Raw genomic sequence first — 17,988 nt, 5'->3', positions numbered from 1 at the left:
GTGTGCATCATCGGTTTGATAAGGCTAAGCGGCGTCATAAGTCAATCCCAAAAACGAGTATCAAAAAGGCGAAGGAGTGCCGGCAGGCGTGCAGATAAGTGTAGCGTAACTTTTGCGATTAGACTATTTATTATCCAGCAAAAAAACACCTTCATTTTTAGTGAGAAAATGAAGGCGCTATAAGGGCTATCGGTCAAACAAGCTGATGTACAGCAGATTAGACGCTTGGTTTGACATTGATGTCAGGGGCAGGGATGTCCCAGATATAAAACTTACCTTCTTCGATAAGTTTGATTTGCTGAGGAATAATGTCGTTGTCGGGGTTCTGACTTTCGAGGCGACGCAGACGCTCCAAGGCTTTGTCACGGCGATCGCTAAGAAGGTCTGATTGTGCCAAGCTTTGCTCTGCTTCGGTGTAGCCCAACGAGACGGCACGGTCTAAGTACTTTTGACCTTCTTTAAACCCGCCACCTTCTGAGAGCATCATGCCATACAAGAAGTTGGCTTCGCCGCTGTCTGGCTGAATTTTGATGGCGCGATCCACATACTGCCCACCGCGGATAGTATAGTCCGAGCCCAAATCTAGGTTGCGGCCCATGCCATTGAGCTTCGCTGCCCGAATCAGTACATCATAAGACGCGTTCGGCGCTTTGGCATAAGGCTCAATCCACTCTGCCAACACCTTGATTTTTTCGCGGGTGTAGTGACGCTGTGAGCGATTAGGGAAGTTGGGTGGGTAATGACGAGCGTTGGGTGAGACATCTTTGATAAAGTCATCGAGTAGGCTGACATCAAGCTTGTCATTATTATCGCCCGTCTGCTGCGGAATCAGTACCGTTGGTACAAAGCTGATATCAGACAGTTGTACTTGCGGAGTGGGGATGTTGGTCAGCTGACCACTACGAAGGTCGATGCCAGTGGCATTCATCGGACCTGGATCGTAGACACGTGTGGTACCAGTGAATTCAGGCGTCGCTGGTGGCCTGACGTCTTGTGGCTGCAACGTACTCATCGGCGGGCGGTTTTGTACGGTGGGTGGCTGCGGTGCGGTGACGGTTTGCGGCGCGGCAGCTTGAGAGGCTGGTGCATTGTTTGTGCTAGCCGCGTTATCCGCCTTTGGCTGAGCCAGACGAATGATACGTTTGCTTGAGTCGATGGGGCTCGGTACAGAGGCGGCGTTAGTGGCATCAGTCGCGCTGCTAGCAGCTTGTGCTTCGGCTGCATGAGCAGGCGCAGAGAGCATCATGGCGCAAGCGGCAGCAACGGCTGTCAGAGTTGCCAGCGCTGGCGCTTTGGGAGATACGCTGGTCGATAACGTAGTGGTTTTCATAAAAATAGATACCTTATTAGTAAGTCAATATTAGTAAGTTAGTGTTTATTAGTATTCATAGGTCGGTTGTTGTATGATTTTATAATGTAGCTGATGAGCAGTATTTACTCATCTGAAGATACCAGATACCAGATACCAGATACCAGATACCAGATATCTGAGACATCTCAGGGCAAAATCGTACAAATTTTTCATACCCTAGCAAATTAAACTGAGCGCTATCAGTAGTAGGATTGTTAATACGATAGCTTTTATAAGTGGTAAGCGGTGGCCTTCATACGGTTGGCCATCCAGCGCATCGTCTGGCGTACAGCGGGTGACAGCGTTGCACCCCCATTTGCGAGCGCCAGCTCACGGTGATGCAGCTCTTCGATATCCATTTGTGCCAATATCTCTTTTGAGCGCTGGTCTTGCTCTGGTAGCTGGGTGATATGATCTTGTAAATGCTCGCTGACTTGCGCTTCTGTCTCGGCGACAAACCCCAAGCTAAACTCATTGGAAATAGCACCTGCCACCGCACCCAGACTAAAAGACATGCCGTACCACAGCGGCGTAAAAATACTGGCATGGCTACCCAGCTCGTCTAGCCGAGTCTCACACCATACCAGATGGTCGACTTCTTCTTCGGCAGACTGCTGCATGGCTTGTTTGACGCCGTCGTCTTTTGCGCTAAAGGCTTGACCGTGATACAGGCCTTGCGCGCATACTTCGCCTGTGTGATTGATGCGCATCAGCCCTGCGACATGACGCGCCTCAGTGATGCTCAGCTCAGGAATCTCATCACTACTCACTGGTAAGGGGCGCGTGCTAGGATTTGAATGTGGGACGACAGCTCGTAACGCCTTATCGACCCCAACTAACAACTGGTCGACTTTGGACAAAGGACGTGGGGCCATAATTCACTCCTCATGACTTATAATCAAAAACAACAAACATTACTATAGCAAACAATCCAAAATATCAGCACCACTATTTATTATGCACGTGCCTACATATCGTCTGCGAAATGTATTATAAAACGCTCGCATCATGGGTTTGGATGACCGCCGCTTTGATATGTTTATGCAGCTTGATGTACAAAAACACGCCAAAGGCGATATTTAGCAGGCCTGTCACCAAAAACAACTGCGGTAGCGTCAAACCCAAGGTGTTTAAAATAACAATCGAAAAAATCGCTGAGGTGACCATAAATATCGCATTAAAGATATTGTTGGCACCCACGATACGAGCACGATGGCTTTTTGGCGCATATGCCTGCATCGACGCATACAGTGGTACGATGTACAAGCCGCCACTAAAACCCAAAAAGAATAAATCGGCAAAGACGCGCCACGTGCCTCTCATCCCAACCAACTCACCAATACCCAGCAGTGTGCCATCAGCGACAGCCATATTTAGGCTAGATAAGGACCAATATAAGTCGACAGCAAAAATACTCAAACCTGCGATACCAAACGGCAGTAGCCGCAAGCTGACTTGGTTTTTGGTCAGTGACTTACATAGCAGCGAACCGATCGATACGCCAACTGAAAACAGCGTTAATAAAAAAATCACCACCGACTCATCACCGTGCAAGATGACCTTGCTAAACTCTGGCGTCTGCGTCAAAAACGTCGCTCCATAAAACCAAAACCAGCTGTTGCCAAGAATGACAAAAAACAAAAAAGGCAAGGAGTATAGATAGCGTACTGTACTCAAACTGGTGGTGAAGATATTCCAGTTGATTGTCAGCGCCGGCTGCATTGCAGGCATCAGCGGGATAAAGCGTGCGGCCAAATAGCCGAGCATAGCCACTAGCAGCACCGTCGCACTGATCCAATAAAGCGATGCGGAGAGCTGCGCCAATACCCCAGCGACTATCATCCCCAGTAAAATCGCCAGTGAAGTGCCCATCTGAAACAAGCCATTAGCGCCGACCAGCTCATTTTCTTTCATCGCTTGTGGTAGATAAGCGTACTTGATCGGCCCAAAAAACGTCGAATGCGTGCCCATCAAAAACAGCGCCACAAACAGCAAGCCATACCATTCAAAGACAAAGCCCACGGCTGCCACCGCCATAATCACCAGCTCAAGCAATTTAATAAACTGCGTCAGCTTGGACTTTTCAAACTTATCAGCGATTTGGCCTGCCAATGCCGAAAATAAAAAATAAGGCAAAATAAACAGCATGGCGGCCAAGTTATTTAAGATACTGACTTCCATACCCAGCTTGCTTGCCGCCGTATACGTCAGTACCAATATCAGCGCTTGCTTAAAAATATTGTCATTAAAGGCGCCCAAAAACTGCGTAAAAAACATGGCACTAAAACGGCGATGCTTAAATAATTGAAACTGATTGGCCATGAAAATTCCTACCGATGGGTCGCGGTTGGTGAGTAAAAAACCGTCAAATAAAACAGTCGGGTGATTATGATTGTTATTAATATCAATAACTTATAAAAATACAGCATGGGGCTTGTAGCCATTAAGCCGTATAATAGCAAGGCTTTGCCAAAAATACATGCGTACAACGCTATGATTTCATAATTATCTAAGTTATGATTTGTAAATTTATATGGCTATATTGCCAAATATAGTGATAATTCAGACCACTGCGATAAGTTTATTCACCGGTAATGCTGAACAATGGCCATCGTTGTTGATACGGTACCGCGTGAGCTGATAGGAATCAATTATGAAGCACCAGCCATCAACTCTAACGCACAACGTATCGCTGACGCCGCAGGATACCTGTGGTCATAGTGCGATTGCCCGTAGTATTATCCGTTCTGATGACAGCGCTCGACCTCACGCCGTGTGCGCGCACGTTACGCGCTCAGCATTATTTACCGCGCTGACGACCAGCTTGGTGGGTTTTGGGGTAGCGCCTACGGTATGGGCTGATGCGCCGCCTACGGTCATGGTCAAAGTTCCTGCCACTCAGTCTGCTAATAGTCTTTCAAGTGCTAGCTCAGCGCCGCGTGAGCCGTTAGAGGACGGCTCGCAAGTAGATGCTGCACTAGACGCGCTACGCCTAAAAAAAGCGGTGGAGCAAGGTATTATCGATCAATCTGTGCTCGATGAGTATAGTGAGCAAAGTCTAGGCCTCAAAAAGTCAGACGTTAAAAAATCAAACACTGAAACATCAAATGCTGTAAATAGTAACTCTTCAATTAACGACCCTTCAAACCGATCGAATAACCAGACGAATAACACAAACGGCGCTGATCGTCATCAAAAAGATCAGACCAGCATGATAGATGGTGTCGATAACGATGCGCTGAATAACAGTTCACTTAATGACAATTCACCTAACGACAATTCACCTAACGACAATGCCCTAAACAATGATGCGCTGGCTAGTGATATGTCTAATACAGGCGCGAACGACAATCTGTTGCAGCAGGCCGCTGAGGTACAGCAGCAGGGTTATCAGATGATGACGCCTGCGCAGATAGAGCGTGAGCTGGCAGCTATTAATCGTCAAAATAATGACATGCTAGAGAGTAATAGTACGGTGACTGGCAATAGCAATGTCAGCACCCTTGACGGTGCTGGCCGCTATGACAGAGACTTTGACGCGCCGATTGCCAGTTTGGACGATACCACTCCGCCCGTGGGTTTGGATGTGGCACTGGATGCCACCAATTTGCCAATCCCAAGTAACTTGGAGACGCTGGGTAAAAATGAGAAAGATGAGCGCGCGGCAACACAAGCGCAGACAGACGAAGTGATGTCACGTCCGATCGATGTTAGTGATTCGGTCAGCAGTGGCCGCACTAATGAAGCGACTGATAGCGAGATTGTGGCCAATACCAGCGCCGCTAATGGAGAAAGTGCCGCAGCACAAAACATCAATCCTGATGACTATTTGCCAGATTATCAAACCGATACGCAGGCAGTCAGCCAAAGTATCGAGCAAGCTGATGAAACAAGACCGCTAGCCCGTAACAATGGTAATATCATCAAGCGCCTTTATAATCGCCTGTTTAATGGGGGGGTGAGGGCGTTGCCGCATGTCGACACCACTGTCTATCTACAGCAGGCAGCGGGTACAGACGATGGCAAACCAAAGCTCAAAAAAGCCGATGACGATACCCAACCGATAAAAAACATCAAAGCGGCGCTGGATGATACGACGGTTCAGTCAGTCGTTGACTTTACTGCAGCTTTGCCTCGCCTGCGTCAGACGGCATTAGATGCGGCAAAAGCGGTGGGGTATTATGATGTGACTTTGCGCTTGCGTCAGTCTAACAGCGATAGGATTGATGTCATCATCGAAAATCTGGGAGAGCCTGTGCGTGTGGATAGCCGCATCGTCGAGATTCGCGGCGAAGGGGGTGAGCAGCCGGAGTTTGCTGCGCTCGAAACGGACTTGCCACCACAAGAGGGCGATATCTTTAACCACCGCGTCTACAAAAACAGCAAAGCGGCTTTGGAGTCGTTGAGTAACACTTATGGTTATTTTGATGAGTATTGGCTAAACAAATCGGTCGATATCATCTTGCCAGACAACACCGCCGACGTCGCTTTGGTTTATAACACAGGGGATCGTTACGAGTTTGATGACGTGGTGTTTTTTACTTATGATGAAGCGACCAATACTCTGACACGAGACCCTGACAAGCTGCCAGTTGAGATGTCATTGTTACAGCAGCTCATCGGCTTTGAGCCGGGCGACAAGTTTTATCGGCCAGCGGTGACCAAGTTTAGTAACGATTTGTCGGCGACCCGTTATTTTAACGCCGTCAACGTAGAGTCCATTTTGCCACCTGATGAGAGTAGTGAGGCAAGCACGTTGGCTTTTGACAATGCGCCTACTGCCAATGGCGATGAGGTGTTGGACAATGATGTCAATAATGGTACGACCAACAATGCCGCTACGGCAGCCAGCACAGTCAGTAATGACGGGCGTATGAGTGCAGAAAGCGGCGGTGTCGCAAGCGAAAGCTCGGCCAGTAATAGCGGCGCGACGGTCGACCCTGCCGATATCGCGGCCATCGAGTTTGAGGCAGACGAAGCCACACTGGATAGACTACAAGCCATCAAACAAAAAGCTGAGCGCTTAAGCCGCTTGCCAAACGATCGCGTACTCGATGAAAAAGACCAAGAGGCAGATAGCATCTTGGGTAAAATCAGTGACTCCATCAGTAATGTGGCACAAAAGATATTTCCAGATGAAAAAAACTTACTGGCCGACGAAAACTTTGTGCCGCCCACGCTGGCAGGACGTAAAACCCCGCAAGACGTAGCTGAAAGCAAAAAAGTACCGCTGTATGTTTTTGTGTCCTCCAACAAGCCGCGTGATGCGCAAGTCGGTCTAGGTTATGGGACAGACACAGGTGTCAGGGCCACTGCCAAAATAGATTATAATTTGCTCAATCGTCAAGGCTATCAAGCGGGGGCAGAGACTGAGGTTTCAAGAATCACGAAAAATGTCGCTGTCTATGGCAGCAGGCCTTGGAAACATCCGCTCAATGATAAGTTAGATGGGCGTCTGAACTATGAAGAAGAGGTCATTGATCAAGGCGAAGGTAACTTTGATTTGTCCACCAAAACGCTAAAAGCGGCCATTGCCCGTAACATCCGCCGTGACAGTGGCTGGAACCGCAGCTACTCTATGCGTTATCGCTTAGATGAGCTAGAGACGGGCGTAGATGAGACAGAGCTTGATGACCTGCCCATTCGCTTTACGTCTTCTAAACCCAAACAGCGAGCATTACTGTTTGGCTATGGCATGAACAAAACCGACGTGGACAGTACGACCAACCCGACTCGCGGTATCCGCCAGTATTACTCGCTCGAAGCTGGGACTGACAAAGCGCTGAGCGACACCGATTTGGCCATCGTTCGCGCTGGTGTCAGTGGTATTTATAGTTTTGGTGACGATAAAAAACATCAGGTATTAGGCAGTCTCAATACAGGCTATATTTGGGCAGATGATTTTTATGATGTGCCTTATAAGCTGCGTTTTTTTGCAGGCGGCGACCAAAGCATTCGCGGCTACGACTATGAGAGTTTATCCCCGCTAGATAAGGGCTACTTGACAGGCGGGCAGGTGCTGGCAGTCGGTAGCGCTGAGTATAACTATGAGTTTAGACCAGGGTTTCGCGGTGCTTTCTTTACGGATGTGGGCAATGCCTACGACAAAGACTTTGAGACAGATACCAAGGTCGGCGTCGGTGTCGGTATCCGCTGGGCTTCCCCTGTCGGTGTGGTACGGGTGGATGTCGCCGCGGGTGTGACAGAGGAGAGTATTCCGGTTAGACTGCACTTCTTTATTGGTTCGCCCTTATAGCTTTATTGTCATTTTTCGTATTTATCGCGCCGATTGCTGGTCATCATTCTTTAACGTAGTTGAGTGTCATGCTGACAAAAAACACCCCGCCCAATAACGCACCAGATGAAGATCCAGCACAGCGCGATGCTCGTGCTGTCAGGCGTTGGTATCCACTGTCTTTTTTGCTCAAACTGCTGGTGCTCATCACCATCGTCTTGGCGATTATGTTTGTGGCGTTTTTTTATGCTGCAGGTACCGAGTCGGGCACGAAGTTTATTTTAGAAAAAGTCAGCGCTGAGACAGGCATTGATTTTAAATATGGCCGTGGCAATCTGCGCGATGGTATTTGGGTTAGCGATATCGATATCAACGCGACTGACGACCTTGAGGTTTTGGTCGATAAGGCGTATGTCAAAATAGGCTGGCGTGCGGTGTTTGCTAAAGAAGTGCATCTGCGCGATGCAGACATTCATACCATCGAGATCATCAATAACCAGCCGCCAACGGGCGAGCCATTTGATTATAAAACCCTGCAACTACCAGTGAACCTGCGTTTTGATCAGGCCAAAATAAAAAACATTATTTATAAACAAGTGACCAAAGAGCCTATCGTGGTGCATGATATCGCCGCCCGTGATTTGACATGGGTTGGTACTCAGGTCACCGTGGGTCGTGGCGACTTGCAGTATGCTGATATCGTCAACGTCAGTGCATTGCAAGGTGAGATTGAGCTGCAGGGTGATTACCCGCTAGATTTGAGCGCTATCGTAGAGGTCAGCGCGCTAGAAAAAGCCTATGTTGATCCGCTCGATGTCACGGCCACAGGTACGCTAAAACGCACCGTTGGTAAAGTGCGTAGCCGCTATAACGACAGCGATGTCAGCGGTAGTTTTGTCGCTCAGGGTTTAGATGACGGCTCGCCGTTTCAGGCAAAGCTGCAATGGGATGATATTTTGATTCCGTATGCTGAGAGCCAAAACATCCGTCTACAAAGCGGTACAGCGACAGCCACAGGCGTCATCTCCGAGATACGCCTGCGTATCAATACCGAGCTGACTGCCAAAGACATCCCATCAGGACATTATCAAGGCCGCGGTATCATTGCCAATAGTCAGCTGCGCGTCGATCGCTTAGATGCTCAAGTACCCGCGGGTCATCTTGTGTTACAAGGTATCTTAGACTGGCAAGACAGCTTTGATGCCAAAGTGCGCGCCACTGGCAGTAACTTTGATATTCGCCGTGCCATTCCAGATGACTACGCCGACTTTAAAGCATATGCACCGCAAAAACTAAATGGCAGACTGTCAGTCCATTATCAGCATCAAGACAGTAATGGTAATCTACAGATAGATGCTGATTTGCGCCAGCGTGATGGCGAGCACGTCAACGCCAATATCGCTCGTGGCAAAGCATCGGCCAAATCCACACAGGCCGCGCCTTGGTATATCGATGCCAATTGGCAAAGCCTTATCCGCCGTGATGTACCAAGCATCGGCAATATCGACAGCCCACGTGGGCAAGCAGACGTCATCATCCGCGGCTCGCGCCTGTCGGTCGATGCCGATGCCAACATCAATGAGTTAAACGCTGCCCCTAAAGGCAACTATGATGTACGCGTACGTAAAGTCGGCGACGTCATTGATATCAATCGCCTCAACTACAATGGCGTGGTGGGCGACTTGTCTGGTACCGGCCAGATCCAATTGGCGCGCAAAAACCGTCCGCTGACATGGCAGATAGATGCACGTACCAATGGCTTGCTACCAAAAGCGTATCGTAGCGATTTGCCGCTAGAGCGCCTGACTGGCAGTATCAGCGCGCGCGGTCGTTTGCTCAATATCAATAAGGGCGGCGCGCGCGGCCAGCGTCATATCGTCACCCTAAACAATACTGACTTACAAGCAGCGCTTGATACCACACAAGACGGCCGTCGTATTGGGCTGACAGGCACAGGCGATGCCAGTGTCGATATCGTCGGAGGTGAGCTGTCGGTGTTTGACGCTCGTTTTGCTGGTCAAGTCGATACCGCTGATGTGCCAAAAGGTCGCCTCTCAATTGACGCAGCGGGCACGCCAAAACTCATCAGCATTCGAAACGTAACCTATAACGGTGAAGCAGGGGCGGTCAATGCCAAAGGTGTCGTCGACCTGCGCAACCATATCGGCTGGACAGTAGATGGTCGTTTTGACAAGTTTAATGTGGGGTATTTTTTACCCAATAACCCAGCGATTATCACAGGCGACTTGACCACCAGTGGTGCGTGGCAAACGGCTGCCAAAAACACCCCCAACGCCTCAGGAAAGCTGCAGCGTTTTGCCTTAAACTTCGATGGCGTGTTAGACGCCGAGCAGCTACCAGCGGGTAAGCTGACGATAGATGCCAGCGGCGATGCTCAGTTGATTCGTATCAAGCGTCTGCGTCATATAGGCGCTGCGGGTAGTATCGATGCGACAGGTACGGTTGATGTACGTCAAGGCATCGCGTGGGATATCAAGGCGGTCATGGATCGTTTTAATATCGGATACTTCCTAAAAGATACGCCAAGCCTCATCACTGGCACGATCGATACGGATGGCCGCTGGGGCGACAATCAGCAAACCGTCAATATCAGACAGGTAAATTTAAGTGGTCGACTAAAAGGCCAGCCGCTCAGTGCCAAAGGCAGCTTGACGGCGAAAATGCGGTTGCCAAAAGATATAGCAAGCTACTTTAAGCGTTTACAAACGCAGGATGCGCAAGCGCAATATAAACAAGTCAATGCGCTAATCGATAGCTTAAATGCCGATAATTTGGTGCTACGCTGGGGCGACAACTACGTCACTGCTGATGGCAACGCCCAGCAGCTACAAACCAAAATCAATATCACAAGCCTTGATCAGCTATCAGACAAACTTGCGGGTAAAGTCACAGGCGGCGCAACCTTATCGCAGCCAGCAGGACAGGCACTGCCCACCATTTATATCGATTTGGTCGGTGAGCGCATCGCGCTGCCAGGATTTATCCTGCGTCAAGGCCGCGTGCGCGGCAAGCTTGTCAATTTAGCAAACAGTCCAAGCCAGCTTATCGTGACAGCAGAAGGTTTGGATGCGGCAGGGCAAAGCTTTAAAAGTGTCAAAGCGTCCTTTAATGGCACCGAGCAAGCTCATGTGGTCGATCTGGAGGTGGCTAATGAGCAGCTCGATATTGGTGCTAGACTCAAAGGCGGCTTTAATCGTGACAATCTCGTCTGGTCAGGGGTCATCGGTAAAGGGCGTATAAAGTCTAAATACGCCACCCTAAACCAGCTGCAGCCTGCTCAGCTGATTGTCAACTTGCCTCATGAGCAAAACGGCAGTCGCAACGACTTTAAAGTACAGCTGGCCGCACATTGCTGGCAAGCGTCTGACCAAAGTGGCAAGCTGTGCCTACGCGACAACTTAATTGCCTCACCAGACAAAGGCGAAGTCAATATCGCCTTACAAAACCTTGATACCACGCTGTTTTCAGTATTTTTGCCCAAAGATATTGACTGGCATGGCAAGATAAATGGTAAGGCCATCGTCGGCTGGCAGCGTGGTCGTCCACCGACTATCAATACCACGCTATACTCGGACAATGGCAAAATCGGCTTGATTCAGGATGGTGATAGTGCGCCAGTGACATTACCGTACAAACGCGTGTCCCTGATTGCACTGTCGGTGCCTGAAGGTATCAAGCTACGCACAGATATCAATACAGGGCGCGGCGCCCGTGGCTATGCTGAGGTGGTTGTAGACCCCTATAAGACCCCCAAGCCAATCTCTGGCGCGCTGGTACTCAATGAGCTAAATTTAGCGATATTTAAGCCATTTTTCCCCGGCATGCGAGTATTGGAGGGCAATGTCACGATGGCAGGTGGTTTAGGCGGTACATTGGATAAACCGCAGTTTTATGGTGATGTCAAATTGGCAGATGGCCGTATTGCCATGCTTGATTTGCCCGTCAATCTGACCAATGTCAATACTGAGGCCAAAATCCGCGGCACCCAGGCGACCATCGATGGTACCTTTAATAGTGGCTCAGGCACAGGTACCTTGACAGGCACGGTGAATTGGCAGCAAAAACTGCAAGCCAAGCTCAGTGTCGTCGGTGAGCGCTTGGTCATCACCCAGCCGCCTTTGCTCGTCGCTGAGATCAACCCTGACATCGATATCATCGTGCGCCCAGGCGATCGTTATGTCGATATCAAAGGGGCGGTGAGCGTGCCGTCAGCGACCATCCGTCCGCCAGAAGCCAGCGAAGATATCATCACTCAGACAGAAGATGCCGTCGTTCTTGACCGCCGCTTGATTGGCAATATCGATGAGGTATTAGCAGTCTCCAAGCCTTGGTCGATCAATGCCGATATCGGTGTCGACTTGGGTGACGATATCAACTTCCGTGGCTTTGGTGCGGTCATTCCTTTGGCTGGGGCGATTAACATCAATCAAAATGGCACTGGTATCATGCGCGCAAAAGGGGTAGTGCAGGTGTCACGTCGCACCAATATCAACGCTTTTGGTCAAAGTCTGGAGCTAAATTATGGGCAAGTACGCTTTAATGGCGATGTGATGAAGCCCAACCTTAGTATCGAGGCGGTCAAAACCATCAGTGGTAAGACAGTGGGCTTACGGGTTAAGGGTAATACAGAAAACCCAAATATCATCGTCTTTAATAATGCAGGACTCACCCAGCAGCAAGCGATGAATGCTCTAGTCACCGGTAGAATCAATAACAAGAGCGCCACCCAAATCAGTGAGCAAGGCTTTAAGTCGCAGGTCACCAACAACTTGGCGGCGGCTGGCTTGAGCTTTGGCCTTAGCGGCACACGCAGCTTGACCAACCAGATAGGTCAGGTGTTTGGTTTGCAAAGTCTGACCGTAGATGCCTCAGGCAGCAGTGAAGACACTAATGTCAATGTCACAGGTTATGTGACGCCGGATCTGTATATTCGCTATGGCGTGGGGGTGTTTAATGCCCAAAACAGCCTGTCTATTCGTTATCAGCTGACACGGCGCATCTACGTCGAGGCTACCTCAGCTGCAGAAAACGCGGTGGATGTGGTATATAGTTGGCAGTTCTAAAATGGATGTAGTTAATTGAACATAAAACAGTTATAGATTGAGAGTCGCGACTGGTATAAATCTTCCTTATTTGGCTGCAATCTATCTCACTGCTATCCCTATTTTTAAAATAGGGACACGCTGCAATAAAAAACGCCTTTGATACAAGGCGTTTTTTATTATCGGGGATGTCTGATAACAGGCAGATGTCAATTTATTTGGTCAAAATCAAACGGTTATTACGAGTTAGGCGCAGGCGATACTCTTCGCCTTCATGTTCGATACGGACTTCTTTGGTTAAGGCAAATAGGTGCTGCGACTGCAAAGTAGGCAGACGATTTTCGCGACAGTTTAAGTAACGAGAGATGACCATGCTCATAATAAATTCCTTTTGATAAAGTGATAAAACAATAAGTGGCAATAGAACTACTACCTTTAACGATAATAATTATCATTTAGATTTAATGATTTTGCAAGCCAATTGATAAAATAAAATGCAGTTATTATGTAAACTTATATAAATCCCTTGTCATCAACCACTTTTTTGTGTTCGCAGAATATAGAAAACCAGCCGTTTGCTAAAATCAGTGCACCGCTAAAGGCAGTCAGATCGCAGTCAGTATTTCGTCATCAATATCATCCATCACTACTATTATTACTATTTTTAAGTAGCTATTAATGCCCTCAAGGACCCTCATGACCCACACAAACCATCCTTCGCTCATTACCAACACTGCCCACATGCCTGCCAGCACCAAAGCCAATGCTAGCGCCAACGTTGTCAATGTCGCCGTGGCTGTCATTTATTATAAAAACTGCTATCTCCTTGGGTTTCGTCATGCCGCGCAGCATCAGGGCAATCTTTATGAGTTTGTCGGTGGCAAGATCGAAGCACAGGAGGGTGCCGAGCGGGCGTTAATACGGGAAGTCGCCGAAGAGACAGGCATCGACGTCGCTGACAACCTGATGGTCAAGCTTGGCCGTATCCATCACGACTATGGTGATAAGCAGGTCAGCTTGCAGGTATATCAAGTTGAGCTGACAGCAGAGCAATACGAGCAGCATAAACTGGCTGAGTATGGTCTAGAAGGGCAGGCGCTCAAGTGGGTGGATAGGCGAGCGTTACTGGCAGGTGAGTACCCGTTGCCAGCGGCCAATCGTACGATTCTACAGTGGCTGCAGCTGCCACCTGCCATCACCACCACTTATCCTTTAGCGCATTTTGGCGGCCACACCGATCCAGCGGCAGCATGGCTGGCCTACCACGAGCAGCATCTTTTGCCCAGCGCATGGGTGTATGTACGGCTCAAAGACGCAAGTGTGTCGCGCGCTGACCGCACAATTACCCAGCTTATGCAGCAGCGACCAGATATTCAGGTTATTTTGCCATTAACTGATGGTAGCCTTAGTAGCGCTGAGATTAGGGATACGCCCACTTCTCAGGTGCTAATGGTACACCAGTCCATCAGCGCATACCATCTGACTCACACGGAGCTGCTGCACTGGCAACATAGCCAATATGGTCAGGCGGCAGCTGCCGACTCAATACCCGCAGGGCAGCCACTTATCGTCAGCTGTCATGATGCCGAGAGCATCGCCGCCGCCAATCAGCTGGCACGCATGCGCATTCAGCAGCAACTGCCGCCCATCATCGGTATTTTTGTATCGCCCGTCCTGTTTACCCAAACCCATCCTGATACTGCGCCACTTGGCTGGCAGGCATGGTCTGCACTGACCAAACTGGCTGACATGCCCGTCATTGGTTTGGGCGGATTGTCGCCGTCAATGATCGATAAGGCCAAGCAATACGGCGGCGTCAGTGTGGCGGGTATTCGTCAGTTTTTATAGGCCCAAAACAGCAAAAACACAACAAATATTAAGTCGGCTAAACCACTGATTTTTTTAGCGTATTTATCTGCTTGGTAAACATGTATTTATATTGCATCATAAACACATATTTACTTACAAACCGTTGCGTTTCCCTACATTGCGACACTGTTTTTGTGGGGTGGCTGGTCTTAATATATACCGTCTAACAAAGTCAATTAAATACCGATTAAAACGCGTCTAGGCAGCTGATTGTTCATCGCTTATCCAAACGATACCTTATTATAAAAACAGTATGGCAGACACAGCATTTAGTAAATAGTATTTAATAAAAAGGCGCGTTGATGCTTACCTAAATTTTCAGGCATTTAGCTTAATCATACATAGAAAGCCGGGCGATAGAGAACAACGCCTTTATAAGCTCAGGGTAAGACCACGGTTACACCCATTAGGTGTTATCTATAATGTATAAAATTGACAGTGTATCAAGCACATTTAACAGACATAATAAATACGGTATATCTATGAAAACCAATAAGTTACCTAAATCAGCTTGGTCTGATTCACAGGAAGCTGGTTCTCAATCTCAGCAGAGCAGTTCATTTAGTGACTGCTATTTACACAGTGAATTGACCAAAAGCAGCGCACAGCAAACAGACAATGTCAGTCATGCTGCCAGCAATGATGCCAGCTATCGTGATGATCTGGTAGATGAGATAGCGAGCAGCAGGTATTCGCAGCCAGCGCCTACTCAGGTGTCTTTACAAGACAGTTATTTTGGTTATAAAAAGGTGAGCAAAAAACCTGCCAAAATAGAAGACTCTGCCATGATGGATGACATCCAAGTAACCTCGCCGCCAAAAGATAAGCACACAACGTCAAAGTGCCTGACGGGTCATGGACAAACGCCTGTGGATGCAATCATGCAGCAAGGCGCCCTTAATGTCTATGACAAGTCTAATAAAGTAGGCGCGTCATCAAAGCCTAGCTCATCAACAGCCGATGGACAGACATCCTACGGCTCTACGTCTTATACAGACTCATACAGCGAAATACCGGAGCGCGTATTTATGAATGGATTGATCAAGCACACAGGCATAGCATTAGCGATTATCATACCTTTGGCGGCGTTTTCTGCTTATGCTGCTTCGCCTGAGCCAAACACCGCGGCAAAGGCCAGCAGTGCTGAAATGACAGAGACACTGGCTGTGCAGCCAAGTGATATCATCCATAAATCTGCGACCACGCCGACCACAGTCGATAGTGTGGATCTAAACAAATACGCGGGGACGTGGTATGAGATAGGCCGCTTGCCGATGTATTTTCAGCGCAACTGTGCAGGCGATGTGACGGCCAACTATACGCAAAAGACGGATGGCTCGGGCGTTATCGTCACCAACAAGTGCTTGGATAGTGACGGCGCAGAGATCGTTGCCGAAGGTTTGGCCAAACCTGCCGATGCCACTGGTAGTAAACTCAAGGTTACGTTTTTGCCATCGTGGATACGCTGGCTGCCAGTGGGCCGTGCCGACTACTGGGTGCTGGCACGTGATGGCGAGTACAAAACTGCCTTGGTAGGGACGCCTGACAAAGACTATCTTTGGTTGCTGGCACGCTCACCAGATATCGCTCAAGAAACATACGCCAAATATCGTCAAATTGCTCAGCAACAAGGCTACGATTTAAAAGAATTTAAGCTGACACCGCAGTCCAAGCAAACGGTCAACTTGGTCCCATAATACCGTTCGCGTGGTTAATGACTGGCAAAATAGGGCGTTTTAGGCTAAAATCTAGGCGCTCTACATACTCTAACGCAAATAACCAAAAACGAGAGTCTAGATGACTCCATAAGTGTCAACGCTTAGAGCCTATACTGCCCATCTATTTATTTTTCTTCACACTTTACTGATCATACATTACTGACCATAAGGATGTTTCTCGTGAGCAACGCTGATACCTTACGCCAATTACATCAAGACCACTTGAGCAACTACAATACCCAAGAGCAACAAGCCATTGAGCTAATGGGGCTGCTAAATAAGCTGTATAATGAGCAAGACGTACAAGTGACTTTGTTCGGCGAAACGCTAGATACCAGCTCAGTGGGTCAAATATTGGCACTGCATCAAAAAGTAGCATTGCGTGAGCAAGGCGCAAAGACTATTCAGGTCGCTGACACCTTGACCATGGTAAAAACTTTGGCAGAAAATAAAAGCCTTCAAGCCGCTCGTATCGATGTCGGCCAGCTAATCGCCTCTGACACTGACGTACAGGCTGCTCTGCAAGCCGTCAACCATGAGCAAGGCGCGATGAACAGCGCCACTGACGTGGTACTATACGGTTTTGGCCGTATCGGCCGTATTTTGACTCGCCTATTATTATCACAAGCATCTAGCGCCAAAGGCTTGCAGCTAAAAGCCATCGTCGTACGTCCTGCAAAAGCAGGCGATCTGGCCAAGCGTGCGTCGTTGTTAGAGCGCGACTCTATCCATGGTAGTTTTGCTGGCGGCGTGACGGTTGATGAAGACAACAACGGCCTGATCATCAATGGTCGCTTTGTACAAGTGATTTATGCCAATGATCCAAGCACCATCGATTATACCGCTTATGGCATCGCTGATGCGTTGGTGATCGACAACACGGGTATCTGGAAAGACGAAGATGGCCTTGGTAAACACTTGCAATCTACTGGTGTCAAAAAAGTACTCCTAACCGCACCAGCAGGCGGCGATATCAAAAACGTCGTGTATGGTGTCAACAATGACACAGTCGGCGATGATACCATCGTTAGTGCAGCCAGCTGTACCACCAACGCTATTACCCCAACGCTAAAAGTACTAAACGATGAGTACGGTATCGAAAACGGTCACGTCGAGACCATTCACTCATTTACCAATGATCAAAACCTAATTGATAACTATCACAAATCAGACCGCCGTGGCCGTAGTGCAGTATTGAACATGGTCATCACCAGCACAGGCGCTGCAAAAGCAGTCGGTAAAGCGTTACCGGAGCTCAGTGGTAAGCTAACTGGCAACGCCATTCGCGTTCCAACCCCCAACGTTAGTCTTGCGATTTTGAACTTAAATCTAAAAACCGCGCCAGAGAGTGCTGATGCGTTAAATGCGTTTATGCGCAAAATCGCCAATAGCCACACTTGGCAGTCGCAAATCGCTTATACAGACTCGACTGAAGCGGTGTCGACCGACTTTGTTGGGACCACTCATGTCGGCATCGTCGATGCGCAAGCAACTATTTTGACTGATAATCATGCTATCGTATATATCTGGTATGACAACGAAGTAGGCTACAGTACTCAAGTCTTGCGTTTGGCTACCCAGATGGCTGGTATTAGCTATACGCAAATTCCTGCATAAAACGTAAGCTAAGCGCTGCAAACTCAAATATAATATAAAGCACCCGATAGTCCGATTGGTTATCGGGTGTTATTGTCATCATGAAGGCTAAGTGCTAACTACCAAATGCTAAGTGCTAACTACTCAGTGCTAAGC

General features: G+C 48.6%; 9 protein-coding genes. 5 read left to right on the top strand and 4 right to left on the bottom strand.

The window, feature by feature from the left end; translation table 11 throughout:
* Window positions 1-217: 217 nt before the first annotated feature.
* The 3 genes from CAP50_RS09930 to CAP50_RS09920 all read right to left on the bottom strand — a co-directional run bounded on the left by CAP50_RS09930 (window position 218) and on the right by CAP50_RS09920 (window position 3,673).
* Window positions 218-1,330, bottom strand: coding sequence for a tetratricopeptide repeat protein (locus CAP50_RS09930; RefSeq protein WP_100749883.1), 1,113 nt, complete (start codon window positions 1,328-1,330; stop codon window positions 218-220).
* 251 nt (window positions 1,331-1,581) lie between these two features.
* Window positions 1,582-2,226 carry a 2-polyprenyl-3-methyl-6-methoxy-1,4-benzoquinone monooxygenase gene (gene coq7 / locus CAP50_RS09925; RefSeq protein WP_075100687.1) on the bottom strand — a complete coding sequence of 215 codons (645 nt, stop codon included), beginning with the start codon at window positions 2,224-2,226 and terminating at the stop codon, window positions 1,582-1,584.
* Between the two features lie 115 nt (window positions 2,227-2,341).
* Complete coding sequence (locus CAP50_RS09920; RefSeq protein WP_100749882.1) at window positions 2,342-3,673, bottom strand: MFS transporter; 1,332 nt, start codon at window positions 3,671-3,673, stop codon at window positions 2,342-2,344.
* Window positions 3,674-4,004: 331 nt separating this feature from the next.
* Between CAP50_RS09920 and CAP50_RS09915 the strand changes: the two genes are divergently transcribed.
* Both CAP50_RS09915 and CAP50_RS09910 read left to right on the top strand, forming a co-directional pair.
* A complete protein-coding gene (locus CAP50_RS09915) occupies window positions 4,005-7,607 on the top strand; it encodes an autotransporter assembly complex protein TamA (protein ID WP_100749881.1) in 3,603 nt (1,200 codons plus the stop codon).
* Between the two features lie 68 nt (window positions 7,608-7,675).
* On the top strand, window positions 7,676-12,670 hold the full coding sequence (locus CAP50_RS09910; RefSeq protein WP_075100690.1) for a translocation/assembly module TamB domain-containing protein: 4,995 nt from the start codon (window positions 7,676-7,678) through the stop codon (window positions 12,668-12,670).
* A gap of 193 nt (window positions 12,671-12,863) precedes the next feature.
* Here the strand turns inward: CAP50_RS09910 and hemP are convergent, their stop codons facing one another.
* Complete coding sequence (hemP, locus tag CAP50_RS09905; protein ID WP_227672156.1) at window positions 12,864-13,022, bottom strand: hemin uptake protein HemP; 159 nt, start codon at window positions 13,020-13,022, stop codon at window positions 12,864-12,866.
* A 323-nt stretch (window positions 13,023-13,345) separates the two neighbouring features.
* Between hemP and CAP50_RS09900 the strand changes: the two genes are divergently transcribed.
* The 3 genes from CAP50_RS09900 (at window position 13,346) to CAP50_RS09890 (ending at window position 17,853) form a co-directional block, all read left to right on the top strand.
* Window positions 13,346-14,497 (top strand): NUDIX domain-containing protein, encoded by a 1,152-nt coding sequence (locus CAP50_RS09900; protein WP_241900739.1) that lies wholly within the window; start codon window positions 13,346-13,348, stop codon window positions 14,495-14,497.
* Window positions 14,498-15,000: 503 nt separating this feature from the next.
* Complete coding sequence (locus CAP50_RS09895) at window positions 15,001-16,215, top strand: lipocalin family protein (protein WP_083608475.1); 1,215 nt, start codon at window positions 15,001-15,003, stop codon at window positions 16,213-16,215.
* 192 nt (window positions 16,216-16,407) lie between these two features.
* Window positions 16,408-17,853, top strand: coding sequence for a glyceraldehyde-3-phosphate dehydrogenase (locus CAP50_RS09890; protein ID WP_075100691.1), 1,446 nt, complete (start codon window positions 16,408-16,410; stop codon window positions 17,851-17,853).
* Window positions 17,854-17,988 lie beyond the last annotated feature (135 nt).

It is taken from the genome of Psychrobacter sp. L7 (genome assembly GCF_002810365.1).
GTDB classification, from domain to species: domain Bacteria; phylum Pseudomonadota; class Gammaproteobacteria; order Pseudomonadales; family Moraxellaceae; genus Psychrobacter; species Psychrobacter celer.
This window is presented reverse-complemented; position numbering and strand designations above follow the sequence as displayed.

Bases quoted from the DNA above. Each gene is read 5' to 3' on its own strand.
- CAP50_RS09930 (WP_100749883.1), bottom strand. From the start codon at position 1,330: ATGAAAACCACTACGTTATCGACCAGCGTATCTCCCAAAGCGCCAGCG.
- coq7 (WP_075100687.1), bottom strand. From the start codon at position 2,226: ATGGCCCCACGTCCTTTGTCCAAAGTCGACCAGTTGTTAGTTGGGGTC.
- CAP50_RS09920 (WP_100749882.1), bottom strand. From the start codon at position 3,673: ATGGCCAATCAGTTTCAATTATTTAAGCATCGCCGTTTTAGTGCCATG.
- CAP50_RS09915 (WP_100749881.1), top strand. From the start codon at position 4,005: ATGAAGCACCAGCCATCAACTCTAACGCACAACGTATCGCTGACGCCG.
- CAP50_RS09910 (WP_075100690.1), top strand. From the start codon at position 7,676: ATGCTGACAAAAAACACCCCGCCCAATAACGCACCAGATGAAGATCCA.
- hemP (WP_227672156.1), bottom strand. From the start codon at position 13,022: ATGGTCATCTCTCGTTACTTAAACTGTCGCGAAAATCGTCTGCCTACT.
- CAP50_RS09900 (WP_241900739.1), top strand. From the start codon at position 13,346: ATGACCCACACAAACCATCCTTCGCTCATTACCAACACTGCCCACATG.
- CAP50_RS09895 (WP_083608475.1), top strand. From the start codon at position 15,001: ATGAAAACCAATAAGTTACCTAAATCAGCTTGGTCTGATTCACAGGAA.
- CAP50_RS09890 (WP_075100691.1), top strand. From the start codon at position 16,408: ATGTTTCTCGTGAGCAACGCTGATACCTTACGCCAATTACATCAAGAC.